This is a genomic window from Pseudogulbenkiania ferrooxidans 2002, assembly GCF_000174355.1.
GTDB lineage: Bacteria > Pseudomonadota > Gammaproteobacteria > Burkholderiales > Chromobacteriaceae > Pseudogulbenkiania > Pseudogulbenkiania ferrooxidans.
Genome location: NZ_ACIS01000003.1, coordinates 90541 through 116318, shown reverse-complemented (window position 1 = coordinate 116318; position 25778 = coordinate 90541). Strand labels below are relative to the sequence as shown.

The 25778-nt window shown below is 61.3% G+C and carries 24 protein-coding genes; 13 read left to right on the top strand and 11 right to left on the bottom strand.

Annotated elements, in window-relative coordinates:
• Window positions 1–79 precede the first annotated feature (79 nt).
• Together FURADRAFT_RS05620 and FURADRAFT_RS05615 are read left to right on the top strand one after the other, a co-directional pair.
• Window positions 80–517, top strand: coding sequence for a type II toxin-antitoxin system RatA family toxin (locus FURADRAFT_RS05620; RefSeq protein ID WP_008953158.1), 438 nt, complete (start codon window positions 80–82; stop codon window positions 515–517).
• Entirely contained in the window at window positions 510–827 is a 318-nt protein-coding gene (locus FURADRAFT_RS05615) for an RnfH family protein (RefSeq protein WP_008953157.1), read from the top strand. The genes FURADRAFT_RS05620 and FURADRAFT_RS05615 overlap by 8 nt, the downstream gene beginning before the upstream one ends.
• Window positions 828–880: 53 nt before the next feature.
• Here FURADRAFT_RS05615 and FURADRAFT_RS05610 read toward each other — a convergent pair whose 3' ends face one another.
• From FURADRAFT_RS05610 to FURADRAFT_RS05590, 5 genes are all read right to left on the bottom strand, one after another.
• Window positions 881–2662, bottom strand: coding sequence for a GGDEF domain-containing protein (locus tag FURADRAFT_RS05610; RefSeq protein WP_008953156.1), 1782 nt, complete (start codon window positions 2660–2662; stop codon window positions 881–883).
• A gap of 80 nt (window positions 2663–2742) precedes the next feature.
• A complete protein-coding gene (ftsB, locus tag FURADRAFT_RS05605) occupies window positions 2743–3039 on the bottom strand; it encodes a cell division protein FtsB (protein ID WP_008953155.1) in 297 nt (98 codons plus the stop codon).
• Between the two features lie 4 nt (window positions 3040–3043).
• Window positions 3044–4327 (bottom strand): phosphopyruvate hydratase, encoded by a 1284-nt coding sequence (gene eno / locus FURADRAFT_RS05600; protein WP_008953154.1) that lies wholly within the window; start codon window positions 4325–4327, stop codon window positions 3044–3046.
• Between the two features lie 83 nt (window positions 4328–4410).
• Window positions 4411–5262: a 3-deoxy-8-phosphooctulonate synthase gene (gene kdsA, locus FURADRAFT_RS05595; protein ID WP_008953153.1), complete on the bottom strand. Its 852-nt coding sequence runs from the start codon at window positions 5260–5262 to the stop codon at window positions 4411–4413.
• A gap of 3 nt (window positions 5263–5265) precedes the next feature.
• Window positions 5266–6897 carry a CTP synthase gene (locus tag FURADRAFT_RS05590; RefSeq protein WP_008953152.1) on the bottom strand — a complete coding sequence of 544 codons (1632 nt, stop codon included), beginning with the start codon at window positions 6895–6897 and terminating at the stop codon, window positions 5266–5268.
• Window positions 6898–7151: 254 nt separating this feature from the next.
• On the opposite strand from FURADRAFT_RS05590, the gene rpmB reads away from it, so the two are divergent.
• Window positions 7152–7385 carry a 50S ribosomal protein L28 gene (rpmB, locus tag FURADRAFT_RS05585; protein ID WP_008953151.1) on the top strand — a complete coding sequence of 78 codons (234 nt, stop codon included), beginning with the start codon at window positions 7152–7154 and terminating at the stop codon, window positions 7383–7385.
• A gap of 34 nt (window positions 7386–7419) precedes the next feature.
• Complete coding sequence (rpmG, locus tag FURADRAFT_RS05580) at window positions 7420–7575, top strand: 50S ribosomal protein L33 (RefSeq protein WP_008953150.1); 156 nt, start codon at window positions 7420–7422, stop codon at window positions 7573–7575.
• Between the two features lie 115 nt (window positions 7576–7690).
• Here rpmG and ubiG read toward each other — a convergent pair whose 3' ends face one another.
• Window positions 7691–8392 carry a bifunctional 2-polyprenyl-6-hydroxyphenol methylase/3-demethylubiquinol 3-O-methyltransferase UbiG gene (ubiG, locus tag FURADRAFT_RS05575; protein WP_008953149.1) on the bottom strand — a complete coding sequence of 234 codons (702 nt, stop codon included), beginning with the start codon at window positions 8390–8392 and terminating at the stop codon, window positions 7691–7693.
• Between the two features lie 5 nt (window positions 8393–8397).
• Entirely contained in the window at window positions 8398–9717 is a 1320-nt protein-coding gene (locus tag FURADRAFT_RS05570; RefSeq protein WP_008953148.1) for a TRZ/ATZ family hydrolase, read from the bottom strand.
• A 169-nt stretch (window positions 9718–9886) separates the two neighbouring features.
• Between FURADRAFT_RS05570 and FURADRAFT_RS05565 the strand changes: the two genes are divergently transcribed.
• Window positions 9887–12718, top strand: a complete 2832-nt coding sequence (locus tag FURADRAFT_RS05565; protein WP_008953147.1) for an EAL domain-containing protein — start codon at window positions 9887–9889, stop codon at window positions 12716–12718.
• A 236-nt stretch (window positions 12719–12954) separates the two neighbouring features.
• On the opposite strand, the gene lysS is transcribed toward FURADRAFT_RS05565, so the two are convergent.
• The 3 genes from lysS to FURADRAFT_RS05550 all read right to left on the bottom strand — a co-directional run bounded on the left by lysS (window position 12955) and on the right by FURADRAFT_RS05550 (window position 16716).
• Window positions 12955–14457, bottom strand: a complete 1503-nt coding sequence (lysS, locus tag FURADRAFT_RS05560; RefSeq protein ID WP_008953146.1) for a lysine--tRNA ligase — start codon at window positions 14455–14457, stop codon at window positions 12955–12957.
• Between the two features lie 67 nt (window positions 14458–14524).
• Window positions 14525–15629, bottom strand: a protein-coding gene (gene prfB / locus FURADRAFT_RS05555; protein WP_150105029.1) for a peptide chain release factor 2 whose coding sequence is annotated in 2 segments (ribosomal slippage) — window positions 14525–15547 and window positions 15549–15629 — 1104 coding nt in all. Because the reading frame shifts where the segments join, the coding sequence is not laid out codon by codon here.
• Between the two features lie 109 nt (window positions 15630–15738).
• The gene (locus tag FURADRAFT_RS05550) at window positions 15739–16716 is read right to left on the bottom strand and encodes a malate dehydrogenase (RefSeq protein WP_008953144.1); all 978 of its coding nucleotides are present in this window, start codon (window positions 16714–16716) and stop codon (window positions 15739–15741) included.
• Window positions 16717–16919: 203 nt separating this feature from the next.
• Between FURADRAFT_RS05550 and FURADRAFT_RS05545 the strand changes: the two genes are divergently transcribed.
• The 7 genes from FURADRAFT_RS05545 to gltA all read left to right on the top strand — a co-directional run bounded on the left by FURADRAFT_RS05545 (window position 16920) and on the right by gltA (window position 22730).
• The gene (locus FURADRAFT_RS05545; RefSeq protein WP_008953143.1) at window positions 16920–17651 is read left to right on the top strand and encodes a GntR family transcriptional regulator; all 732 of its coding nucleotides are present in this window, start codon (window positions 16920–16922) and stop codon (window positions 17649–17651) included.
• Window positions 17652–17932: 281 nt separating this feature from the next.
• Window positions 17933–18307, top strand: a complete 375-nt coding sequence (sdhC, locus tag FURADRAFT_RS05540) for a succinate dehydrogenase, cytochrome b556 subunit (protein ID WP_008953142.1) — start codon at window positions 17933–17935, stop codon at window positions 18305–18307.
• Window positions 18301–18645: a succinate dehydrogenase, hydrophobic membrane anchor protein gene (gene sdhD, locus FURADRAFT_RS05535; protein ID WP_008953141.1), complete on the top strand. Its 345-nt coding sequence runs from the start codon at window positions 18301–18303 to the stop codon at window positions 18643–18645. The genes sdhC and sdhD overlap by 7 nt, the downstream gene beginning before the upstream one ends.
• Window positions 18645–20411 carry a succinate dehydrogenase flavoprotein subunit gene (gene sdhA / locus FURADRAFT_RS05530; RefSeq protein ID WP_008953140.1) on the top strand — a complete coding sequence of 589 codons (1767 nt, stop codon included), beginning with the start codon at window positions 18645–18647 and terminating at the stop codon, window positions 20409–20411. The genes sdhD and sdhA overlap by 1 nt, the downstream gene beginning before the upstream one ends.
• A gap of 20 nt (window positions 20412–20431) precedes the next feature.
• Window positions 20432–21136, top strand: coding sequence for a succinate dehydrogenase iron-sulfur subunit (locus FURADRAFT_RS05525; protein WP_008953139.1), 705 nt, complete (start codon window positions 20432–20434; stop codon window positions 21134–21136).
• Complete coding sequence (locus tag FURADRAFT_RS05520; RefSeq protein ID WP_008953138.1) at window positions 21133–21381, top strand: FAD assembly factor SdhE; 249 nt, start codon at window positions 21133–21135, stop codon at window positions 21379–21381. The genes FURADRAFT_RS05525 and FURADRAFT_RS05520 overlap by 4 nt, the downstream gene beginning before the upstream one ends.
• A gap of 59 nt (window positions 21382–21440) precedes the next feature.
• Window positions 21441–22730 (top strand): citrate synthase, encoded by a 1290-nt coding sequence (gene gltA / locus FURADRAFT_RS05515; protein WP_008953137.1) that lies wholly within the window; start codon window positions 21441–21443, stop codon window positions 22728–22730.
• A gap of 7 nt (window positions 22731–22737) precedes the next feature.
• On the opposite strand, the gene FURADRAFT_RS20460 is transcribed toward gltA, so the two are convergent.
• Window positions 22738–22962, bottom strand: coding sequence for a hypothetical protein (locus FURADRAFT_RS20460; RefSeq protein ID WP_150105021.1), 225 nt, complete (start codon window positions 22960–22962; stop codon window positions 22738–22740).
• On the opposite strand from FURADRAFT_RS20460, the gene FURADRAFT_RS05510 reads away from it, so the two are divergent.
• Window positions 22949–25777 (top strand): 2-oxoglutarate dehydrogenase E1 component, encoded by a 2829-nt coding sequence (locus FURADRAFT_RS05510; protein ID WP_008953136.1) that lies wholly within the window; start codon window positions 22949–22951, stop codon window positions 25775–25777. The genes FURADRAFT_RS20460 and FURADRAFT_RS05510 overlap by 14 nt on opposite strands.
• The last annotated feature ends 1 nt before the right edge of the window (window position 25778 follow it).

Here is a 25778-nt window from a genome sequence, read left to right as displayed (position 1 = left end):
GGCCTGGCAGCGTCCAACTCGGACATGGCGGGGGAGGCGCGCTTGGTGTACCTTTACTATTTTTGCGTTTTCCCTTGCCATGCTGGTTGTCGAAAAGAATGTCCTGGTGCCCCATACGGTAGAACAGATGTTCGCCTTGGTGGACGATGTCGAGCACTATCCCCGCTTCCTGCCCTGGTGCGGAAGGGCCGAGGTTCATGAACGTGTGGGCAACCAGCTGGTGGCCAGTCTGCATATCGACTATCTGAGAATTCGGCAGCATTTCACCACCCGCAATGTCAATGTCGATGGCGAGACGATCAGCATGGAACTGGTCGAGGGGCCTTTCGAGCATCTGCAGGGACGATGGCATTTCCACCCGCTGGGCGAGATCGGCTGCAAGATCGAGTTTCGCCTCACCTACCGCTTTTCCAGTCATCTGCTGGAAAAACTGATCGGACCGGTATTTGGCCATATCTCCGGTTCGTTGGTGGATGCCTTCATCAAGGAAGCAGACCGGATTTACGGCGATGACTAATACCATCGAGATTGAAGTCACGTACGCGCGGCGCGAGCGCCAGCAGATCATCACGCAGACCGTTGCGGCAGGCACCACGGCGCGTCAAGCGGTGGAGCTCTCGGGTATTGCCGGGCAGTTCCCCGAGATCGACCTGGCTCATCTCCAATTGGGGGTGTTCGGCAAGGCGGTGAAGGAGGATTTCGTCCTGCGTGCGCATGATCGGGTGGAGATCTACCGTCCCCTGATTGCCGACCCCAAGGAGGTGCGGCGGCGTCGCGCCGAGGCCGGCAAGGCCACGAAGAAGGGTGGCGGCCCGGTGGCAGAGTGAGCCCCCAAAGTAAAAACGGCCCGTTTGGGCCGTTTTTTGTTGGATGAACGCCGTCAGGCAGCAGGGGGGGCTTCTTCCGCTTCCGCGGAGCAGACCCGGTTCTTGCCGCTGATCTTGGCCTGATACATGGCCTGGTCCGCCCGTTCGATCACGTCGGTATCGCGCTCGCCCAGATGCCATTTCGCTACCCCGGCGCTGAAGGTAATCAGCAGGCGGTCGTTATTGGCGAGAAAGAAGGTCTTGGTCAGCTCGCGCTGCAAGCGCTGGATGGCTTGGATGGCCTCGGGGGGCGGCGTGTCCGGCAGCAGGATGACGAATTCTTCGCCGCCGAAGCGCGCCACGATGTCAGAAGGCCGCATGGTATGGCGGGTCACGTTGACCAGGTGCTTCAGCGCGTCGTCGCCGGTCAGGTGGCCATAGTGGTCGTTGAGCTGCTTGAAGTTGTCGACATCGATCAGCGCCACCGACAACGGGCTGTTGGTGCGTTCGGCGCGGCTGATCTCGCGCTGGAAGTGCTCGGCCAGCCCGCGCCGGTTGTAGGCGCCGGTCAGCTGGTCTTCCTTCACCTTGGCGCTGGCCGCCTCCAGGGCGATTTCCAGTTCCTTGATGCGTTGCTCGGCCGACTCCACCTGTTCGCGCGAGGACAGCAGCTCGTCACGCGACCTGACCAGGTTGAGCTGCATCGTCGAGGTGTCCTCCATCAGCGAGCTGATGATGGGGGTGAGTTCCTCGACGTTCTGGATCTGTCTCAGCCGCGTGCTGTGCGTGCTGATCTTGCTGTGGAACTCGTCGGTGCTGTCGGTCATGCTGGCCAGCCGCGACACGAAGCGATCCAGCAGATTGCGCAGCGAGCTGGCGGCCTCGTCGAGCGAGTTCTTCAGCGCACCCTGCTTGCGGATGACTTCCTTCAGGCTGGTTTCCAGCTGGTAGATCTGCTGCATCGACAAGGGTTCTTGCGAGAGCACTTCCTGCAGCGTGGCGATCTGACCGACCATGAAGCTGTCCGAGCGGTTGACCTCGGCGATATTGTCGAGCAGCAGTTTGAGCAGGTTCGACAGCCCGGTGACCAGGCGCCCTTCCTGCTGGGTGTAGAGCTCGACCTTGATCATGAAGGCGCGCAGCCGCGGCAGCAGACTGTTGAGCGTGGCCTCGTCGCCGAGCTGCTCCACTTCGCCGATCATGGCTTCGAGATTCACCACCAGCTCGGGGTAGGGCTGCAGGCGCGGCTCCAGGCCGTGCTTCAAGGCAAAGCACAGGATGCGCTGCCAGACCGTCCAGCTCGGGGGGAGCTCGGCGACCGCCGCCGTCTCGTCGGAAGGCAGTATTTCCTCCGAGAGCGGCTCGCGATCCCGCAACGGGGTATTCCAGGTCTGGATCAGCGAATGCAGTTTCTTGTTGAGTTCCTGCGGCTGTTTGCCGTAGGTGATCAGCAGCCGTTCCAGTCCGGCTTGCTTGAAGTGCTGCGGGAAATCGGTCTGGCGCAAATCCCAGCTCTTGATCAGGTTCTCGATCAGGCTGCCCCATTCCTGGGCAAGCTGCTGGGTGGTCTGGCTCTGTCGGGCAAAATCGATCACCAGTTGCGGAACCTGCTCCCAGTGGGACGCTTTGATGAGCAGTTGCAGGCGTTGCAACATCGCCTTGGCGGCAGCGTTGTCGTTGGGCAGGCTCTCCAGCGCACGAAACAGTTGCGTGGCGAGCTTGTTTTCCCGTTCTGCCGGAGCCTTGGTGAGCTCCTGGTAGACGCGCTCGTAATTTTCCGGGGTGGGCAGTAGTTTGCGGGTGCTGAGTTGTTTCAGCGTTTCGCGGGCGACTTCGATGGGGTTGTTTGTTGTCATTGCCCAGATCCTGGAGCTTTTATCGCCAGCCATCATCGGTGTTGGTCATGAATACGTGAGGTTGGGCCCGGCGGCCACGGTCATTCTCGGGGTGGCGATTTACCGTTCGGGTCCAACAACTGGAAAAATACCTCACCTTGGCGGATCATGCCAAGCTCATTGCGCGCGCGCTCCTCGATGGCGTCGGTACCCCGCTTGAGGTCACCCACTTCGGCATCGAGGGCGGCATTGCGTGCGATCAGGGTCTGGTTGACCGCACGCTGTTCCTGAAGTTGTTTGTCCAGCTGCCAGACCCTGAGCCAGCTACCCTTGCCGAACCATAACGGCCATTGCAGGGTAGTGATCAGGACGACCAGGACCAGGGTCAGCCAGCGCATGCAATCACTTCAGGTGGTAGAAGGCCGAACGGCCCGGGTAGTAGGCGGCATCACCCAGCTCTTCTTCGATACGCAGCAGCTGGTTGTACTTGGCCATGCGGTCGGAGCGCGACAGCGAACCGGTCTTGATCTGCATGCAGTTGGTAGCCACGGACAGATCGGCGATGGTGCTGTCTTCGGTTTCGCCCGAGCGGTGGCTCAGCACGCTGGTGTAGCCCGAACGCTTGGCGAGATCGACGGCCTTCAGGGTTTCGCTCAGGGTGCCGATCTGGTTGACCTTGACCAGCAGCGAGTTGGCCAGCCCCTGCTGGATGCCTTCGGCCAGGATGGTCGGGTTGGTCACGAACAGGTCGTCACCGACCAGCTGTACGCGCTTGCCCAGACGTTCGGTCAGGATCTTCCAGCCGTCCCAGTCGTGCTCGCTCATGCCGTCTTCGATCGAGATGATCGGGTAGTTGTTGGCCAGCGTTTCCAGGTAGTCGACAAACTGCTCGGAACTGAGCGACAGGCCTTCGGCGGACAGGTGGTACTGGCCGTCCTTGTAGAACTCGGACGAGGCGCAGTCGAGCGCCAGCATCACGTCCTGGCCGGCCACGTAGCCGGCGGCGTCGATGGCGTCGAGGATCAGCTTGATGGCGTCTTCGTGGGTGGCCAGGTTCGGGGCGAAGCCGCCTTCGTCGCCGACGGTGGTGGAGTAGCCCTTCTGGTCACACAGCTTCTTCAGCGAGTGGAAGATCTCGGCGCCACAGCGCAGGGCTTCGCGGAAGGTCGCGGCCCCCACCGGCATGATCATGAACTCCTGGATGTCCAGGGTATTGTTGGCGTGCGCGCCGCCGTTGATGACGTTCATCATCGGCACCGGCAGGGCCATCGGGCCGGCGCCGCCGAGGTAGCGGTAGAGCGGCAAGCCGGCGTCTTCGGCGGCGGCGCGGGCTACGGCCATCGATACCGCCAGCATGGCGTTGGCGCCCAGGCGGCCCTTGTTTTCGGTGCCGTCGAGTTCGATCAGGGTCTTGTCGATGAAGGCTTGGTCGGAGGCATCGAGGCCGATGATGGCTTCGCAGATCTCGGTGTTGATGTTTTCCACGGCCTTGAGCACGCCCTTGCCCAGGTAACGGCTCTTGTCGCCGTCGCGCAGTTCCAGCGCTTCCTTGGCACCGGTGGAGGCGCCGGACGGCACGGCGGCACGGCCCATCACGCCCGATTCCAGCAGCACGTCGGCTTCAACCGTCGGATTGCCGCGCGAATCGAGAATCTCGCGGGCGATCACATCGATGATCGAACTCATGTCTGTTCCCTTTGTTCTAGGTGTGTTTAGTCAAGCAAATGCTTCGGCCAACCGTAATGGTTGGCCGAAATGTAGTCAAATGGTTACAGTGATTGTTCTGGCAGCGGGCCTGCTTTGACCAGCGCGTCGATGCCCTTGAGCGTGGCCAGCAGCTCCTGCATCCGGCCCAGCGGCCAGGCGTTGGGGCCGTCGGACAGTGCCTTGCTCGGGTCGGGGTGGGTTTCCATGAACATGCCGGCGATGCCGGCCGCGACGGCGGCTCGCGCCAGCACCGGCACGAACTCGCGCTGCCCTCCCGAGGCGGTGCCCTGACCGCCCGGCAGCTGCACCGAGTGGGTCGCGTCGTATACCACCGGGCAGCCGGTCTCGCGCATGATGGCAAGCGAGCGCATGTCAGACACCAGATTGTTGTAGCCGAACGAGGCGCCGCGTTCGCAGGCCATGAAGCGGTCTTCGGACAGGCCCGCCTCGCGCGCGGCGTCGCGTGCCTTGTCGATGACGTTCTTCATGTCGGAAGGGGCCATGAACTGGCCCTTCTTGATGTTGACCGGCTTGCCGCTTTGCGCCACGGCACGGATGAAGTCAGTCTGGCGCGCCAGGAAGGCCGGTGTCTGCAGTACGTCGACCACGGCCGCCACGTGGGATACCTCGGCTTCGGTATGCACATCGGTCAGCACCGGCACGCCGATCTGGCGCCGTACCTCCGCCAGGATGCGCAGGCCTTCGTCCATGCCGAGGCCACGGAACGACTTGCCGGACGACCGGTTGGCCTTGTCGTAGCTCGACTTGTAGATGAACGGGATACCCAGCGCGCTGGTGATTTCCTTCAACTGGCCGGCAGTGTCGAGCGCCATCTGCTCGCTCTCGATCACGCAGGTGCCGGCAATCAGGAAAAACGGCTGGTCGAGGCCGACTTCAAATCCGCACAGTTGCATCGTTTACTTCCCTTGCTGGTGAGCCAGCGCCGCCTTCACGTAAGCGATGAACAGCGGGTGGCCGTCACGCGGGGTGGAGGTGAATTCCGGGTGAAATTGGCAGGCGAAGAACCACGGATGGTCCTTGATCTCAATGGTTTCCACCAGTTTTTCATGACCGGCGGAGCGGCCGCTGATGGTGAGGCCAGCTTCTTCGAGTCGCGGCACGTAGTAATTGTTCACTTCGTAGCGATGGCGATGACGCTCGACGATGCTTTCGGCGCCGTAGATGCGCGCCGCCAGCGAGCCCTGCTCCAGGTCGCAGGCCTGCCCGCCCAGGCGCATGGTGCCGCCCAGGTTGGAGTTCTCGTCACGCTTCTCGATCTTGCCGTCGTGGTTGACCCATTCGTCGATGAGGGCGACCACCGGGTATTCGGTTTCGAGGTCGAATTCGGTGGAGTTGGCGCCCTTGAGGCCGGCCACGTCGCGGGCGTATTCGATCAGCGCGATCTGCATGCCGAGGCAGATGCCCAGATACGGGATCTTGTTTTCACGAGCGAACTTGACCGCCTTGATCTTGCCCTCGACGCCGCGCTTGCCGAAGCCGCCCGGCACCAGGATCGCGTCCATACCTTTCAGCGTGGCGCAGCCGTCGCGCTCCACTTCTTCCGAGTCGACGTAATGGATGTTGACCTGGCTCTTGGTGTGGATGCCGGCGTGCTTGAGTGCTTCGGACAGCGATTTGTACGACTCGGTCAGGTCGACGTACTTGCCGACCATGGCGATGTTGATCTCGTGTTCCGGGTGCTCGATGGCGTCGACGATGCGGTCCCATACCGACAGGTCGGCCTTGGGCAGTTCCAGCTGCAGCTGTTCGCAGATGATGTCGTCGATGCCCTGCGCGTGCAGCATGCTCGGCACCTTGTAGATGCTGTCCGAGTCGTAGCAGCCGATCACGGCATTTTCTTCGACGTTGCAGAACAGGGCGATCTTGCGCTTTTCGTCTTCAGGCAGCTCGCGGTCCATGCGGCACAGCAGGATGTCCGGCTGGATGCCGATCTCGCGCAGCTCGCGCACCGAGTGCTGGGTCGGCTTGGTCTTGATCTCGCCGGCCGCCGCGATGAACGGCACGTAGGATAGGTGCACGTATAGCGTGTTCTTGCGCCCGAGGTTGGAGCGCAGCTGGCGGATCGCTTCAAGGAACGGCAGCGACTCTATGTCGCCCACGGTGCCCCCGATCTCGACGATGGCGACGTCGGCATCGCCGGCGCCTTCGTGGACCTTGTGCTTGATCTCGTCGGTGATGTGCGGGATCACCTGCACGGTACCGCCAAGGTAGTCGCCGCGGCGTTCCTTGGTGATGACGGACTCGTATACCTGGCCGGTGGTGAAGTTGTTGCTCTTCTTCATCTTGGCGTGGATGAAGCGCTCGTAGTGGCCAAGGTCGAGATCGGTTTCGGCGCCGTCTTCGGTCACGAACACTTCGCCGTGCTGGAACGGGCTCATAGTGCCCGGGTCCACGTTGATGTAGGGATCGAGCTTCAACATGGTGACCTTCAGGCCACGGGACTCGAGGATGGCAGCGATAGACGCCGCGGCAATGCCTTTGCCGAGGGAGGACACCACGCCGCCGGTGACGAAGATGTACTTGGTCATGGGAACACGCTTGTAACGGAATCCCGGATTTTAACCTGAAACGGACGAGAGTTGAACCGTCATGTGGCGCAAGCGGTGTTGTGCCGCCAAGGTGGCGCCGGACAATTTTTGCTGCCTGCCGCCGTGGAATGCGGGTATAATTCCAGGCAATCATTCTGGGTATGAGAGCAAGGTGCCGCGCCAACGGTTCTTCTTGCGTATCTTCCTGTTTCTATGTTATAAAGCCAGCTTTTACCGGTTTTGGGAGTTTAACCATGGCGCGAGTTTGCAAAGTCACCGGCAAGCGTCCGATGACCGGGAACAATGTTTCCCACGCCAACAACAAGACGAAACGTCGTTTCCTGCCGAACCTGCAATATCGCAAGTTCTGGGTAGAAAGCGAAAACCGCTGGGTGCGTCTGCGCGTATCCAACGCTGCACTGCGTACCATCGACAAGCTGGGCATCGAAGTTGTCCTGGCCGATCTGCGCGCACGCGGCGAGATCTGATAGCAGCTCATCAAGATAGCGACTGAGGTATACCATGCGCGATAAGATTAAACTGGAATCCACCGCCGGCACTGGCCACTTCTACACCACTACGAAGAACAAGCGCACGATGCCGGAAAAGATGGAGATCAAGAAATTTGATCCCGTTGCACGTAAACACGTGACCTACAAAGAAACCAAGCTGAAGTAATCGGCTGGTCTTCTTGATAAAGAACCCTTCGCTGGTGCACGGCGAAGGGTTTTTTGTTGTCGGTTGTTTACCAAGGCCGCCGCTACCCGTGTGGGGGGAGGGCGGCCTTGTCGCGTCAGGCGAGCGGACGGCGGGTGGCGATCAGGTAGTTGACGCCGGTGTCGTTGCCCAGCACGTAGGTGCGGGTCAGCGGGTTATAGCTCATGCCGGAGATATCCTCGAGCTCGAGTCCCGCATGGCGGGCGATGCGGCCGAGCTCCGACGGCTTGATGAAGCGGCCGTATTCGTGGGTGCCGCGCGGTAGCATGCCGAGAACGTACTCCGCAGCCAGAACGGCCAGCAGGTAGGACTTGGCGTTGCGGTTGAGGGTGGAAAAAAACACCCAGCCTCCCGGTTTGACCAGGCGCGAGCAGCTGCGCACCACGCTCTCCGGATCCGGCACATGCTCCAGCATTTCCATGCAGGTCACCACGTCGAAGTGACCGGGCAGTTCTTCGGCCAACGTTTCCACTGCCACGCAGCGGTAGTCGACGCTGACGCCGGACTCGAGACTGTGCAGCTGGGCAACCTTCAACGACTTCTTGGCGAGGTCGATGCCGGTGACGTTGGCGCCTTTCAGTGCCATGCTTTCGGCCAGAATGCCGCCGCCACAGCCGACGTCGAGCACCGTCTTGCCGGCGAGTCCGGCGCGGTCGTCTATGTAACCGAGCCTGAGCGGATTGATCTCGTGCAACGGCTTGAATTCGCTTTCCTTGTCCCACCACTTGTGGGCCAGCTGGCTGAATTTGTCCAGTTCCAGTTCGTCGACATTACTCATCTGCTTTACCTTGCCAGGATACGGTTGCGCCAGTCGGCGGCCTTGGTCATCAGGGCGGCTTCGTCCAGCGTGGTCAGAACGCGGTTGTTCAACAGCGTCTCGCCCTTGACCCAGGTGTGCGTCACCTGTTCGCGGCCGACGGCATAGACCACGTGCGAGATGGGGTCGAATGTCGGGGCGGTCTCGATGGCGGACAGGTCGAGGGCGATCAGGTCGGCCTGCTTGCCGATCGCGATGCTGCCGACCTTGTCGTCGATGCCGAGCGCCTTGGCGCCGTTGAGGGTGGCCATGCGGATGGCGGTGGCGGCGGGGACGGCGGTCGGGTCGAGCGTGCCCACCTTGGCCAGCAGCGCGGTCAGGCGGGTGTCGGCCAGCATGTCGAGCTTGTTGTTGGAGGCCGCGCCATCGGTGCCGATGCCGACGGTCACGCCGGCATCCAGCATCTTCTTCACCGGGGCGATGCCGGAGGCGAGCTTCATGTTGGAGGCCGGGTTGTGGGCGACCGAGACGCCATGGCGTGCCACCAGCTCGATTTCCTCGTCGTTGAGGTGCACCATGTGCGCGGCGATCAAACGCGGAGACAATAGACCGAGCTCCTTCAGGCGCGCCAGAGGGCGTTGCTGGCGTTCCTTGAGGCTACCCTCGACTTCGTCGGCCGTTTCATGGATGTGGCAGTGGATCAGCATGTCTTCCTGCTCGGCCAGCATCGCGACCTTGCGGAAGGTGTCGTCGGAAACGGTATAGGGGGCGTGCGGCGCGAGGGTGAAGGTGACCAGCTCCTCGCCCAGGAATTCGCGGCGCTCGGCCAGGCTTTTACTGATGTAATCGTCGGCGTTGGCGCCGTAATTGGTCGGGAACTCCAGGATGGAGCAGCCGACGAAGGTGCGCATGCCGGACGCTAGCCCGGCGCGGGCCATGGCGGCATGATAGAAATACATGTCGTTGATGGTGGTGGTGCCGCCCCGGATCATTTCCGCCATCGCGATCAGTGCGCCGTCGAACACGAAGTCATCGTGCACATGCTTGCCCTCGGCCGGCCAGATATGGTTGTTCAGCCAGTCCATCAGGGCCTTGTCGTCGGCCAGGCCGCGCAACAGCGTCATGGCCGAGTGGCCGTGCAGATTGATCAGGCCCGGCATCAGCACATGGTGCGGCAGATCGACGTGTTGTGTCGCAGAAATCGCCGTCAATTGGTTGGCTGGTATTATTGCCTCGATTCTGCCATTCTTGATGGCTATGGCATGATTTTCAAGCACTTCGCCGTCGCGTTCGACGGTGATCATCCAGCGCGCGCTGACCGTCATGTCATACTGTGGTCGTGTCATCTTTGCTCGAACTGCCTATCCTTGGTATAAGTTCTGCGGATTGTAGGCGCGTGAAACAGGCAAGGCAATCGACGGGTAGGGGTATACTCCCTCTCGAATTAGGTAAACGTGTCGATAACTATTAAATACCGGGATCTGACCCCGCTTGAGCTTGATGGACCAGAAAAACATGACATCGTCGCGCCAGTCAGCCGTTAACCAGACCGTGGCTTCGCGCTTTTCGCTGCGGGTGGTGGTGCTTGTTGCCGTTATTCTTGGTCTGCTGATTCCTGCGTCCATCATCACCGTGCTGGGGTTCGGTCTGCAGCGCGACAACATGGTGGCGCAGCTGGAAACCGATCAGCGCCGTCTGCTCGACATCGTTGCGCTGGGCATGCAGGAGCCGCTGTGGAACCTCAGCCGACAGGCCGGTAGTCCGCTGATCGCCTCGGTGATGGAGGACAGCCGCGTCATTTCGGTGCGGGTGACCGATACCCAGTCCAACACCGTTTTCCTCTACGCGCTGCGTAGCGAGCGCCGCATCGGCGGCGTCTCCTTCGTCCAGAAACCGGTCATCTACCGTGGCGAGGAAATCGGCCAGGTCACCATCGAGTTCGATACTGAGCACCTGACCATCGCCCAGAGCAATCAGCTCAAGAACCTGTTGATGATCCTGTTCGCCCAGCTGGGGCTGTCCATTCTGCTGATCGTCGGCATTCTGCATTCCCGTTTCCTCAAGCCGATGCGCACCCTGACCGAGCAGGCGACGCATCTGGCCGAATTGCACCTCGACACCCCCTTTCTCTGGGAGCGCAAGGATGAGATCGGCCGGCTGGGGCGCCACCTCGAGTGGACGCGAGCCGAACTCAAGCGCCTGATCGACGAATTGCGCGCCAAGACCCTGGCGCTGGAGTCGGACATCGCCCGGAGGCGTGAGGTGGAGGATGCCTTGCGCCGTTCCGAGAACAAGTACCGCGAGCTGTTTTGGTCCAATCTAGACGGCATCGTGATCAGCTCGCTCGACGGCCAGGTGATCGATGCCAACCCGGCTTTCCTCAACCTGATGTGCTACAGCCTTGACCAACTCAAGCTGCAGAACTTCTGGTCGCTGATCGCGCCGGAGAGCGAGGGGATGGAGCGCTTCAACCTCGACAACAAGGTGCTGCGCTTCGGCTATTGCGATGAATTCGAGGCCAGCTACATCAACCGCTTCGGCAACGTGGTGCCGGTCAGCGTCAAGACCGTGGCGATGCGGGATTCCTTCGGCCGCATCAACGCGGTATGGCGCATGGTGCGCGACATCTCCGAAAAGCGCGTGGCCGAAGAGCGCATGCAGCTAGCGGCCAAGGTGTTCGAGAACACCGTCGAGGGCATCATGATCACCGACGCGGACAAGCGCATCCGCAGCGTCAACAGGGCGTTCAGCCAGATCACCGGCTTCGGCCAGCAGGAAGTGCTGGGGCAGAAGCCGGACATGCTGTCTTCCGGCCGTCACGACGAGACCTTCTACGAAGCGATGTGGAGTGCCATCAACGAGCATGGTTCCTGGCAGGGCGAGCTTTGGAATCGCCGCAAGAACGGCGAGGTCTACCCTGAGTGGCTGGCAATCAGCGCCGTGCGCAATGCGGTGGGCGAAATCACCCATTACGTGGCGATTTTCAGCGACCTGTCCGAGCGCAAGGCCGCCGACGAGCGCATCCAGTTCCTGGCGCATTTCGACGTGCTGACCGGCTTGCCCAACCGCGCGCATATCCAGGATCGGGTCGAGCTGGCGATCCAGAACGCCACGCGCGACAACGAGCGGCTGGCCCTGCTGCTGCTCGACCTCGATCGTTTCAAGACCATCAACGAGTCGCTCGGCCATTCGGCGGGCGACGCCTTGCTGCAGGTGCTGGCAGAGCGTATCCGCTCGACCTTGCTGACGGGTGAAGTGGTGGCACGCCAGGGCGGCGACGAGTTCATCGTGTTGCTGCCGCTGATCGCCGATCCGGGTAGCGCGGCACTGGCCGCCGAGCGTATCCGCGAGGTGCTTGAGCCGCCGGTCGAACTGTTCAACCACTCGATCTCGATCACGCCGTCGATCGGTATCAGTGTGTTCCCGGACGATGGCCGTGACTTCGAGACCTTGGTGCGCAACGCTGATGCCGCGATGTACCACGCCAAATCGGCCGGTCGCAACAGCTACAAGTTCTACACGGCCGACCTCAATGCACGGGCTCGGGAAATCCTCGAGATCGAGAGCCAGCTGCGCTACGCGCTGGATCGCGACGAGTTCGTGTTGCACTACCAGCCGCAGGTCGACCTGAAGACGGGGGAAATCATCGGTGCCGAGGCGTTGATTCGCTGGCAGCACCCCGAGCTGGGCCTGCTGGGGCCGGTACGCTTCATCGAGGTCGCCGAGGAGCGGGGCTTCATCGTCCAGATCGGCAACTGGGTGATCCAGGAGGCCTGCCGTCAGCTGGCGCAGTGGCGCCGCCAGGGACTGCCGCGCATCTCGCTGGCGGTCAACCTGTCCACGCTGCAGTTCAGGCAGCAGGACCTGGCCGTACACCTGCAGCGGGCACTATCGGCGCACGGGCTGGTGGGTAGCGATCTGGACGTCGAGGTGACCGAGAGCGTGATCATGGACGATGTCGAAACCACCATCCATACCATCGACCGCATCAAGAGCATGGGGCTGCAGCTTTCCATCGACGACTTTGGTACTGGCTACTCCAGTCTGTCCTACCTTAAGCGTTTCAAGGCGGACAAGCTGAAGATCGACCGTTCCTTCGTGCGTGACATTCCGATGGATGCGGACGATTCGGCCATTGCCCGCGCCATCATCAACATGGCCAAGAACCTCAACATGACGGTGATTGCGGAGGGGGTGGAAACCATCGAACAATGGAAGTTCCTCGACCGCGAGGGCTGCCATGCCGCCCAGGGTTACCTGCTGGCGAAACCAGTCCCGGCCAAGGAGTTCGAGAGGCTGCTGGAGAAGGGCGTCCTGCTGCCGGAGCGACTCACCTCCAGCGCCTGATAGGGCGGCTCTGCAGTTGGTTGCCAAGGTTGGCCGAAGCGTGTCTTCGGCCAACTTTTTTTATTCATGGGCTCCGGGTAACCGGATAAAAACCCAGCCGTGACGCACTTAAAAACAAAAAAGCCCAGCCATGTCTGGCTGGGCCTTACTCTTCCGACATCGGGATTTTTCAGCTATCCGCTGAAAATTTGCATCAACTCTGCAAACCTACAACAGTTCTCGTACTTTTCCGGTCTTTACTCCGCACGCATCTGCGGGAACAGGATGACATCGCGGATCGATGGGCTATCGGTCAGCAGCATTACCAGGCGGTCGATGCCGATGCCGCAGCCACCTGTCGGTGGCAAGCCGAATTCCAGTGCGCGGATGTAGTCGGCGTCGTAGTGCATCGCCTCGTCGTCACCGGCGTCCTTCTGCTGAACCTGGGCCAGGAAACGGGCGGCCTGGTCTTCCGGATCATTCAACTCCGAGTAGCCGTTGGCCAGCTCGCGGCCGACCACGAACAGCTCAAAACGCTCGGTGATACCGGCATGCTTGTCCGAACCGCGCGCCAGCGGCGACACTTCCACCGGGTAGTCGACGATGAAGGTCGGATTCCATAGCTGGCTCTCGGCGCATTCTTCGAACAGCGACAGCTGCAGGCCGCCGATGCCGTCGGTCAGTACCGGCTTGCCGCCGAGGCGGGCGATCTCTTCCTTCAGCCAGGCGCGGTCGTGGAGTTGCTCGTCACTGTAGTGCGGGTTGTACTTCTTGATGGCGCCGACGATGGTCAGGCGTTCGAATTTCGACAGGTCGACCGTCTTGCCCTGGTACTGGATGTGCAGCGTGCCGAGAATGTCCTTCGCCAGCTTCTGGATCACGCCCTCGGTCATTTCCATCATGCGCTGGTAGTCCGAGTAGGCCTCGTAGAACTCCATCATGGTGAATTCGGGGTTGTGACGCGTGCTCATCCCTTCATTGCGGAAGTTGCGGTTGATCTCGAACACGCGTTCCAGGCCGCCGACTACCAGGCGTTTCAGGTACAGCTCGGGGGCGATGCGCAGGTAGAGCGGCATGTCGAGCGCGTTGTGGTGCGTGACGAACGGCTTGGCCGTGGCACCGCCCGGAATCGGGTGCATCATCGGCGTTTCGACTTCCAGGTAGCCTTCGTCCACCATGTAGGAGCGGATGCCCTGGACGATCTGCGAGCGCTTGGTGAACACGTCACGCGACTGCTCGTTCATGATCAGGTCGAGGTAACGCTGGCGGTACTTCTGTTCCTGGTCGGTCAGACCGTGGAATTTCTCCGGCAGCGGGCGGATGCTCTTTGACAGCAGGCGCACTTCGTTGGCCTGCACGGTCAGTTCGCCGGTCTTGGTCTTGAACAGCGTGCCGCGGGCCGCCACGATGTCGCCCATGTCCCAGTGCTTGAACTGGTCATGCTGCTCGAGGCCGGTCTTGTCGTTCGATACGAAGATCTGGATGCGGCCGCTGCCGTCCTGCAGCGTGGCGAAGCTGGCCTTGCCCATGACGCGCTTGAGCATCATCCGGCCGACCACCGCCACCTCGATCTGTTCGCCTTCCAGCTGTTCGCGCTCCTTATCGTCGTGCGCATCGTGTAGTTGGCGCGCCATGTGGCTACGGCGGAAGTCGTTGGGGAAGGCGACGCCCTGTTCGCGGATGGCCTTCAGCTTCTGGCGGCGTTCCGCCATGATCTGGTTTTCATCGAGGGCGGGGGCAGTTTGTTCGTGTTCTGACATAGTGACTCCAATGGCAATCTTTTATCTGGGGCGGAGGGTGCGGTTCCGCCCCGTCAGCAAGGCGGGCTTAGACGCCCTGCTTGAGGCTTTCTTCGATGAAGCCGTCGAGGTCGCCGTCCATCACGGACTTGATGTTGCCGACCTCGTAGCTGGTGCGCAGATCCTTGATGCGCGACTGGTCGAAGACGTAGGAGCGGATCTGGTGGCCCCAGCCCACGTCGGTCTTGGTGTCTTCCAGCGCCTGCTTGGCTTCGTTGCGCTTTTTCAGCTCCAGTTCGTAGAGCTTGGCGCGCAGCATCTGCATCGCTTCGTCGCGGTTGCGGTGTTGAGAACGGTCGTTCTGGCACTGCACCACGATGCCGGTCGGGTTGTGCGTGATGCGCACCGCCGAGTCGGTCTTGTTGATGTGCTGGCCGCCGGCGCCGGAGGCGCGGTAGGTGTCCACGCGCAGGTCGGCCGGGTTGATCTCGATCACGAACGAGTCGTCCACTTCCGGGTAGACGAATACCGAGGAGAACGAGGTATGGCGGCGGGCGTTGGAGTCGAACGGCGAGACGCGTACCAGGCGATGCACGCCGACTTCGGTGCGCAGCAGGCCGTAGGCGTATTCGCCACTGATCTTCAGCGTGGCGCTGGTGATGCCGGCCACTTCGCCCTCGGATTCTTCCAGGATTTCGACCCTGAAGCCTTTGCGCTCGGCGTAGCGGGTGTACATGCGCAGCAGCATGCCGGCCCAGTCTTGTGCCTCGGTGCCGCCGGCGCCGGCCTGGATGTCCAGGAAGCAGTTGTTCGGGTCCATCGGATCGTGGAACATGCGGCGGAATTCGAGCTGGGCCAATTTGGCCTCTGCCTCGGCCAGGTCGTCCTGCACCGCGAGAATGGTGTCGGCGTCGTTTTCTTCGCGCGCCATGTCGAACAGATCGCGGCTGTCGTTGACTGCGCCGCTGATGCGGTCGATGACCAGCACCACGTCTTCCAGTTGCTTGCGTTCGCGGCCTAGATCCTGGGCGCGCTTGGGGTCGTTCCAGACGTCGGGGTCTTCGGTCAGACGGACGACTTCTTCCAGACGGTCACATTTGCCGTCGTAGTCAAAGATACCCCCGAATGGCGGTGGCACGGCTCGCCAGATCTGCAATCTTGGCGTCGATCTGGTTCAGAACTTCGACTTCGATCATCTCAACAACTCCCAATTCGCTATACGTAAAAACAGAAAATGCAGGCCCGATCAAAGACAAAAAGCGCACCTCGCGGTGCGCTTTTGCATGAACCGGGCTAATGCTATCAGAGCAGATGGGCAACGCCCGCGCGCTCTTCTTCCAGTTCGGCCAGGGTCAGGTTCATGCGTTCGCGGCTGAACTCGTCGATCTCAAGGCCTTGAACAATCGTGTATTCGCCATTTTCGCACACAACCGGGAAGCCGTACATGACGCCTTCCGGAATGCCGTAGGAGCCGTCGGACGGGATGCCCATGGTTACCCACTTGCCGTTGGTGCCCAGCACCCAGTCATGGATGTGGTCGATGGCGGCGTTGGCAGCCGAGGCGGCCGACGACAGGCCGCGTGCTTCGATGATGGCGGCGCCGCGCTTGCCCACGGTCGGCAGGAACACATCGCGGTTCCAGGCTTCGTCGTTGATCTTGGCCTTGAGCGATTCGCCGTTCACGGTGGCGAAGCGGTAGTCGGCGTACATGGTCGGGGAGTGGTTGCCCCAGACCAGCATGTGCTCGATGTCGGAGACGGCGGTACCGGTCTTGGCCGCGAGCTGCGACAGGGCGCGGTTGTGGTCAAGGCGCAACATGGCGGTGAAGTTTTTCGGATCGAGGTCCGGAGCGCTCTTCATGGCGATGTAGGCGTTGGTGTTGGCCGGGTTGCCGACGACCAGCACTTTTACGTTGCGGTCGGCATGATCGTTCAGTGCCTTGCCCTGAACGGTGAAGATGGCGCCGTTGGCTTCCAGCAGGTCCTTGCGTTCCATGCCTTTGCTGCGCGGACGGGCGCCGACCAGCAGGGCAACCTGGGCGTCCTTGAAAGCCACGTTCGGGTCGTCGGTGGCGATCATGCCGGCCAGCAGCGGGAAGGCGCAGTCTTCCAGTTCCATCATCACGCCTTTGACGGCGGTCTGGGCCTGCGGCAGGTCCAGAAGTTGCAGGATGACGGGCTGGTCTTTACCGAGCATTTCACCGCTGGCAATGCGGAACAGCAGGCTATAACCAATCTGGCCGGCTGCACCGGTCACGGCAACGCGTACAGGGGCTTTCATCAGGAGGCACTCCTTTATTCGACGTGAGATGTGAGGGGATGTTGCTGCGCAATAAATGGCTGCGACCAAGAAGTCTACCACGAGGTCCGGCGCTTGTGGCCGTGGATTCCCCATCACTTTTTCTGATATCATCGATAATGACTTATGTCTTATATAAGACTTCTATTTACGCTTGATTTGTTTGGTGATAAAAAGTACACAACATGAATCGCAACCAGCTCCGCCGCCGGCCGTTGTATGAACAAATCAAGTCGCTCCTGCTGCGGCGAATCAACGACGGCGAGTGGCAAGTGGACGAGGCGCTGCCCAGCGAGTGGGACTTGGCTGAAGAGTTGTCGGTTAGCCAGGGCACCATCCGCCGCGCCTTGACCGAACTGGTCCAGGATGAAGTTCTGTACCGCCAGCAAGGCAGGGGAACATTCGTCGCCGAGTCCGTCAGCGATTGGGGCGATGCTTTGCTCGGCGCCCCAGGTGCAATGGGGGCGGGTGGTGCCGCTCCTCTGGTCGAACTGCTGAGTTGTTCCCGTGCCAACGCCTCGGTAGAGATGGCCGAGGCGCTCGGGTTGCGTCGTGGCGAACCGCTATGGCGATTGAGGCAGTTGTGGCGCTATCAGGGGCAGCCGATCGCGCTCGACGATGCCTACCTGTCGTGCGAAAAATTCGAAGGGCTCGACGCCCGATGGCTGCGGCAGTTCGGTGGCGGGGTGTACGCCACACTACAGCGTCGCTACGGGGTCAGGGTGATGGTGAAGTCGGTGCAGTTTCGGGCCGAGCTTCTGCCCCGGGAAGAGGCCTCGCTGCTAGGGCAGGTGACCAGCATCGAGGTGCCGGCCTTGTCGCTGCTGCGCCTGTCGGTGTCGATGACCGGAGAGCCGGTCGAGTGGCGTCAGCGTTACTGCTTGACGCAGCAATTCGCCTATGTCGTCACGCCCTAGATCAACGGCGAAGCAGGGATTTCTTGTGGTGGGCCGCAGATCCCATAATTGGGTAAAAACGACAGGATTTTGTAAAAACCGGCCAAGCCGGTGAGGGTTTTTGATAAAATTCCGGGTTCATGTTGCACCTGCAGCAAGCGAGTCGACGCAGTGGGGTGCAGCGTGAGAGTCGAATCGACGGTCGTGCGCTTTACAAAACAAAATGCGATCGTCACTGGGCGGCTTCAGTCATGAAGCCACGGTATAACCACTTGGTTAAAAAAAGCATCCAAGGAAGCCATATGCAGAAGCAACGACCAAAGCACTTGGATCTGGCCAAGATCAGGCTACCCATCCCGGGTATCGTCTCGATCTTGCACCGGATCAGCGGTGTCGCGCTGTTCTTTTCTCTCCCTCTCTTGATTTACCTCCTCCACGGAACCCTCAGTTCGGCTGAAGCATTCGATGCTTACCGTGCCGTGGTCTCCCACCCCCTGATGAAGCTGGTTCTGATTGGTCTGCTGTGGGCCTTCATGCACCATTTCTGCGCTGGCATTCGCTTCCTGTTCCTGGATGTGCACAAAGGCCTCGAGCTGCAAACCGCTCGTGCTACCGCCAAGTCCGTGATCGTTATCAGTCTTGCCCTGACTGTCATCCTGGGGGTCGTTCTATGGTAAACCGCATCGTCGTCGGCGCTCATTACGGTCTGCGCGACTGGGTTCTGCAGCGCGTCACTGCCGTGATCATGGCGATCTACACCTTCGCGCTGGTGTTGTTCCTGTTGGCCATGCCGTCCAGCTATGAAGGCTGGAAAGCATTCTTCGGCCAGACCTGGGTGCAGGTGCTGACCCAGACCACCCTCTTGGCCGTGTTCATGCACGCCTGGGTTGGTATCCGTGACCTGTGGATGGACTACATCAAGCCGGTGGGCGTGCGTCTGACGCTGCACGTGCTCACGCTGGTATGGCTGGTGTCCTGTGTTATTTATTCGATTAAAGTGGTATGGGGGCTGTAATGGGCGTACCTGTTCGTCGGTTTGATGCTGTCATCGTTGGCGGCGGTGGCGCAGGTCTGCGTGCGGCCCTGCAATTGTCGGAGTCCGGCCTGAAAACGGCCGTGCTGTCCAAAGTATTCCCGACCCGTTCGCACACGGTTGCGGCGCAGGGTGGCATTTCCGCCTCGCTCGGCAACGTGCAGGAAGACCGTTGGGAATGGCATATGTACGACACCGTGAAGGGGTCGGACTGGCTGGGCGACCAGGATGCCATCGAATTCATGTGCCGCAAGGCGCCCGAGGCCGTAATCGAGCTCGAGCACTTCGGCATGCCGTTCGACCGTCTGGAAAACGGCAAGATCTACCAGCGCCCGTTTGGCGGCCATACCCAAAACAATGGCCAGACCCCGGTGCAGCGCGCCTGTGCCGCGGCCGACCGTACCGGCCATGCCATGTTGCACACGCTGTATCAGCGTAACGTGCGCGCCAATACCCAGTTCTTCGTCGAGTGGATGGCGCTGGACCTGATCCGCGACGCCGACGGCGACGTGGTCGGCGTGACCGCGCTGGAAATGGAAACCGGCGAAGTGTTCATCCTGCACGCCAAGGCGGTGCTGTTCGCCACCGGCGGTGCCGGCCGTATCTACGCCGCGTCGACCAACGCCTTCATCAATACCGGCGACGGCCTGGGTATGTGCGTGCGTGCCGGCATTCCGCTGGAAGACATGGAATTCTGGCAGTTCCACCCGACCGGCGTAGCCGGTGCCGGCGTGCTGATCACCGAAGGTGTGCGCGGCGAAGGCGGTATCTTGCTGAACTCCAACGGCGAACGCTTCATGGAGCGCTACGCGCCGAACCTGAAAGACCTGGCTCCGCGTGACTTCGTCGCCCGCTCGATGGAGCAGGAAGTGCTGGAAGGTCGTGGCTGCGGTCCGAACAAGGACTACGTACTGCTCAAGCTGGATCATCTCGGCCCGGACATCATCAAGCAGCGTCTGCCGGGTATCCGCGAGATCGCCATCAAGTTCGCCGGCGTCGACCCGATCAAGGAGCCGATCCCGGTCATCCCGACCTGCCACTACATGATGGGCGGTATTCCGACCAACTACCGTGGCGAAGTGGTGATCCCGCAGGGAGACAACCCCGAATCCCGCGTCAACGGCTTCTTTGCTGCCGGCGAATGTGCCTGCGCCTCGGTGCACGGCGCCAACCGCCTTGGCACCAACTCGCTGCTCGATCTGGTGGTATTCGGTAAGTCGGCCGGTGACAGCATGGTCGAGTACATCAAGAACGAGATGCCGACCTGGAAGGATCTGCCGGCCGACGCTGCCGATCGCTCGCTGGCGCGTATCGCCCGTCTCGACGGTCAGACCAACGGCGAAGAAGTGGCCGACGTGCGCACCGCGATGCAGCGCACCGTCCAGGCTCGTGCTGCCGTGTTCCGCAACGCGGACAACCTGTCCAAGGGCGTGACGGAAATCCAGCAGGTGGCCGAGCGTGTGAAGCGCACCCAGATCAAGGACAAGTCCAAGGTCTTCAACACGGCCCGCGTCGAAGCACTGGAACTGGAAAACCTGATCGAAGTCGCCGTGGCGACCCTGATCGCCGCCGACGCGCGCAAGGAGTCCCGTGGCGCCCACGCCCACGCCGACTTCCCGAACCGCGACGACGAGGTCTGGATGAAGCATTCCCTGTACTACGGTGACGAACGTCGCCTGAGCTACAAGCCGGTGCACACCAAGCCGTTGTCGGTGGACTACATCCCGCCGAAAGAGCGTACTTTCTAAGCGGCAGACGGAGATTCAACATGAAGAAAATGCGTTTTTCCATTTACCGCTACGATCCGGACAAGGACGCCAAGCCGTACATGCAGGATTACGAGGTCGAAATCGGCCCGAACGACGTGAAACTGCTGGACGTCATCGTGAAGCTGAAGACCATGGACGACACCCTGTCGTTCCGCCGCTCCTGCCGCGAAGGCATTTGCGGTTCCGACGCCATGAACATCAACGGCAAGAACGGCCTGGCCTGCATCACCGATATCGCCGACCTGGCGGAACCGATCACGCTGCGTCCGTTGCCTGGCCTGCCGGTGATCCGCGACCTGATCGTGGACATGACCCAGTTCTTCAAGCAGTACCACTCGATCAAGCCGTACGTGGTCAACGACAGCCCGCGTCCTGAGCGCGAGCGCCTGCAGTCGCCGGAAGACCGCAAGGAGCTGGACGGCCTGTACGAGTGTATCCTGTGCGCGTGCTGCTCGACGTCGTGTCCGTCGTTCTGGTGGAACCCGGACAAGTTCGTCGGCCCGGCCGGCCTGCTGGCCGCCTACCGTTTCATTGCGGATACCCGCGATGAAGCGACCAGCGAGCGTCTGGATAACCTGGAAGATCCGTACCGTCTGTTCCGTTGCCACTCCATCATGAACTGTGTCGACGTCTGCCCGAAGGGTCTCAACCCGACCAAGGCGATCGGCAAGATCAAGGATCTGATGGTAAGGCGTGCGGTATGACCGACTTTGATCCGGTCGAACTGAAACGGATCCGTTGGCATTCCCGTCGGGGGCTCTTGGAGCTGGATCTGGTGCTGGAGCGATTCCTCGCCCAGCGCTTCGATTCGCTCTCCCCGGCGGAGATGTCCGCCTACAAGGCGCTCCTCGAACTGCCTGATAATGATTTTCTGGATGTCGTCAACGGCAAGACGGACCTCGACGATCCCTCCATCATGCAGATCGTGGAGATCCTGAGGGCGATCTGACGGCCGGCCTGCAAGGCGCACCGATTACAACGACCATAAACCAGACTGGGAGAATTGCTGTGGAAAGCAACCGTAAAGTGACGCTCACTTACAACGAAGGAAAAGACGCTCTGGAACTGCCGGTGCTGGAAGGCACGCTGGGTCCGGACGTGGTGGACATCCGTTCTTTTGGCAAGACCGGGATGTTTACCTTTGACCCGGGTTTCCTGGCGACCGCCAGCTGCGAATCCAAGATCACGTTCATTGACGGTGACCTGGGCCAGCTGTACTACCGCGGTTACCCGATCGAGCAACTGGCCGAGAAGAGCGACTACCTGGAAGTCTGCTACCTGCTGCTGAACGGCGAACTGCCGACCGCCGAGCAGAAGGCCGATTTCGACCGCAAGGTGTTGCGTCACAACATGCTGCACGATCAGATCCTGACCGTGTTCAAGGGCTTCCGCCGCGATGCTCACCCGATGGCGGTAATGGTTGGTGTGGTCGGTGCCTTGTCGGCGTTCTACCACGATTCGCTGGACATCAACGACGCGCACCACCGCGAAGTGTCGGCGCATCGCCTGATCGCCAAGATCCCGAACATCGCTGCTCAGGCCTTCCGCTACAACAAGGGTCTGCCGTTCTCCTATCCGAAGAACGGCCTGTCCTACGCCGAGAACTTCCTGCACATGATGTTCTCGACCCCGTGCGAAGAGTACAAGGTGAACCCGATTACCGCCCGCGCGCTGGACCGCATCTTCACCCTGCACGCCGACCACGAGCAGAACGCGTCGACCTCGACCGTGCGTCTGGCCGGTTCGTCGGGTGCCAACCCGTTCGCGTGTATCGCCGCCGGTATCGCCTGCCTGTGGGGTCCGTCCCACGGTGGTGCCAACGAAGCCGTGCTGAAGATGCTGGACGAGATCGGCAGCGTGGACAACGTGGCCGACTTCATGCAGGGCGTGAAGGACAAGCGCTACAAGCTGATGGGCTTCGGCCACCGCGTGTACAAGAACATGGACCCGCGCGCCAAGATCATGAAGCAGACCTGCGACGAAGTACTGAACGAACTGGGTCTGCACAACGATCCGAAGTTCAAGCTGGCCATGGAGCTGGAGAAGATCGCCCTGTCCGATCCGTACTTCATCGAGCGCAAGCTGTACCCGAACGTGGACTTCTACTCGGGTATCGTGCTGTCGGCCATCGGTATCCCGGTGTCGATGTTCACCCCGATCTTCGCGCTGGCACGTACCGTGGGCTGGATCAGCCACTGGAACGAGATGATCTCCGATCCGCAGCAGAAGATCGGCCGTCCGCGCCAGCTGTACACCGGCGCAGAACGTCGCGATTACATCGCGGTCGAACAGCGCTGAGTCATCGCTAGGTGAGAAGTTGGCCGAAGCATTCTTCGGCCAACTTCTCTTCCGGCAGAGTGGAAATTCCGTAGCAACGTGGCGACACGAGCCTTGCGGCAATGGAGATCGGCTTGCCGATGCGCCATTTCCCCAGTGCTTTTGTAACGTCAGCGGCACCGGGCGTTGCAGGTCTAACCGAGCAACACAGCAACACAGACAAAATAAAGGGTCGAACAATGATGCAATCCATGTACAGTCATTCCTACCTGTTCGGTGGGAATGCACCGTTCATCGAGGAGCTGTACGAACAGTACCTCGCGGATCCGAACGGGGTGTCGAGCGAGTGGCGCAGCTACTTCGACAAGCTGGCACAGGCTCCGGGCGCCGCCGAGCGTGACGTGCCGCACCAGCCTATCCAGGAATCCTTCATCCAGCTGGCCAAGAAGCCGGCACTGGGCCAGCGCAGCAGCGCGGCCACGGATTGGGAGTCGATGCAGAAGCAGGTCGCCGTGCTCAAGCTGATCTCGGCCTACCGCGTGCTCGGCTCGCGCCAGGCCAACCTCGATCCGCTCAAGCGCATGGATCAGGCCACCATCCGCGAGCTCGATCCGGCCACGCACGGCCTGACTGACGCCGACATGGCGGTGCTGTTCAACGCCGGCTCGCTGGTCGGCCCGAAGAAACTGCCGCTGTCCGAAATCCTGGCCCGTCTGAAGCAGACCTACTGCGGCAACATCGGCCTCGAGTACATGCACATCACCACCTCGACCGAAAAGCACTGGGTGCAGACGCGCTTCGAGGGGGACCTGTCGACGCCGCGTTACGACAGCGACAAGAAAAAGCGCATCTTCAAGCAGATCACGGCTGCCGAGACGCTGGAGCGCTACCTGCACACCCGTTACGTTGGCCAGAAGCGCTTCTCGCTGGAAGGCGGCGAATCCACCATCGCCGCGCTGGATCACCTGATCCAGAGCGGCACCAGCCAGGGCGTGCAGGAACTGATCATCGGCATGGCCCACCGTGGTCGTCTGAATGTGCTGGTGAACACGCTGGGCAAGCTGCCGCGCGACCTGTTCGCCGAGTTCGAAGGCAAGGCCATGACGCAACTGGCCTCCGGCGACGTGAAGTACCACATGGGCTTCTCCAGCGACATCCCGACCGCCGATGGTCCGATGCACGTCTCGCTGGCGTTCAACCCGTCGCACCTGGAAATCGTCAACCCGGTGGTGGAAGGTTCGGTTCGTGCCCGTCAGGATCGCCGCAAGGACAGCGCCCGCAAGCAGGTGGTTCCGGTGCTGATCCACGGTGACTCGGCCTTCGCCGGCCTTGGCGTCAACCAGGGGACCTTCAACCTGTCGCAGACGCGCGGCTACGGTACCGGCGGCACCATCCACATCATCATCAACAACCAAGTCGGCTTCACTACCTCCGACACCCGCGACATGCGCTCCACGCTGTACTGTACCGACGTGGCGAAGATGGTCGAAGCACCGATCTTCCACGTCAACGGCGACGACCCGGAAGCCGTGTGCTACGTGATGCAGGCGGCACTCGACTACCGCATGACCTTCCAGAAGGACGTGGTGATCGATCTGGTGTGCTACCGCAAGCTGGGCCACAACGAGGGCGATGACCCGTTCCTGACCCAGCCGATGATGTACAAAAAGATCGCCAAGCATGCCGGCGTGCGTGCCATGTACGCCGAACGCCTGGTGGCCGAAGGCGTGTTGAGCGCGGAAGAGGCGGACGGTTTCATCCGCGCCTACCGTGACGCGCTGGACAAGGGCGAGCACGTCGAGCAGACCGTGCTGACCAACTATCGCCGCGAACACGCGCTGGACTGGACCCCGTACCTGGGTACCCACTGGGCTCACCCGACCGACACCTCGCTGCCGCTGGCCGATATCCAGCGCCTGACCGAGAAGTTCACCACGGTACCGGAAGGCTTCAAGCCGCATCCGACGGTGCAGAAGGTGCTGAACGCCCGCGTCGCCATGGCCGCTGGCGAGCAGCCGGTCGACTGGGGCATGGCGGAAACGGTGGCGTACGCTTCTCTCGTGACCAACGGCTTCGGCGTGCGCATCTCCGGCGAAGACTCCGGCCGCGGTACCTTCTCGCACCGCCACGCCGTGCTGCATGACCAGAACCGCGAGCGTTGGGACCAGGGCAGCTACGTGCCGCTGCGCAACATGTCCGACAACCAGGGCGAGTTCCTGGTGATCGACTCGATCCTGAACGAAGAAGCGGTAATGGCCTACGAATACGGCTATTCCTGCACCGCTCCGGATCAGCTGGTGATCTGGGAAGCCCAGTTCGGCGACTTCGCCAACGGCGCCCAGGTGGCCATCGACCAGTTCATCACCTCCGGCGAAACCAAGTGGGGCCGTCTGTCTGGCCTGACCACTATCCTGCCGCACGGCTACGACGGTCAGGGGCCGGAGCACTCTTCCGCCCGTCTGGAGCGCTGGCTGCAACTGTGTGCCGAGCACAACATCCAGATCGTGATGCCGTCCGAAGCCGCACAGATGTTCCACGTGCTGCGCCGCCAGGTGCTGCGCCCGTATCGCAAGCCGCTGGTGATCTTCCTGTCCAAGCGCCTGCTGCGCTACAAGGACGCGATGAGCCCGGTCGAGACCCTGACCCAGGGTTCGTTCCGCCCGGTGATCGGAGACGCCGGCATCCAGGATCCGAAGAAGGTGAAGCGCGTGCTGCTGTGCGCCGGCCAGGTGTATTACGACCTGGTCAACGCCCGCAAGGAGCGTGAGCTGGAGCAGGACATCGCCATCGTGCGCATCGAGCAGCTCTATCCGTTCCCGACCGAACAGGTCGCCGCCGAACTGGCCAAGTTCCCGGCGCTGAAAGAAGTTATGTGGGTGCAGGAAGAGCCGCGCAACCAGGGCGCCTGGTATCAGATCCGCCATCGTCTCGAGGGCCTTCTGGGCGCCAAGCAGACGCTGTCGTTCGCCGGCCGCCCGTCGTCCGCCTCGCCCGCCGTTGGCTACATGAGCAAACACGTTGCCCAGCTCAAGGACTTCCTTGACGAAGCAATGACGCTGAACAAATAAC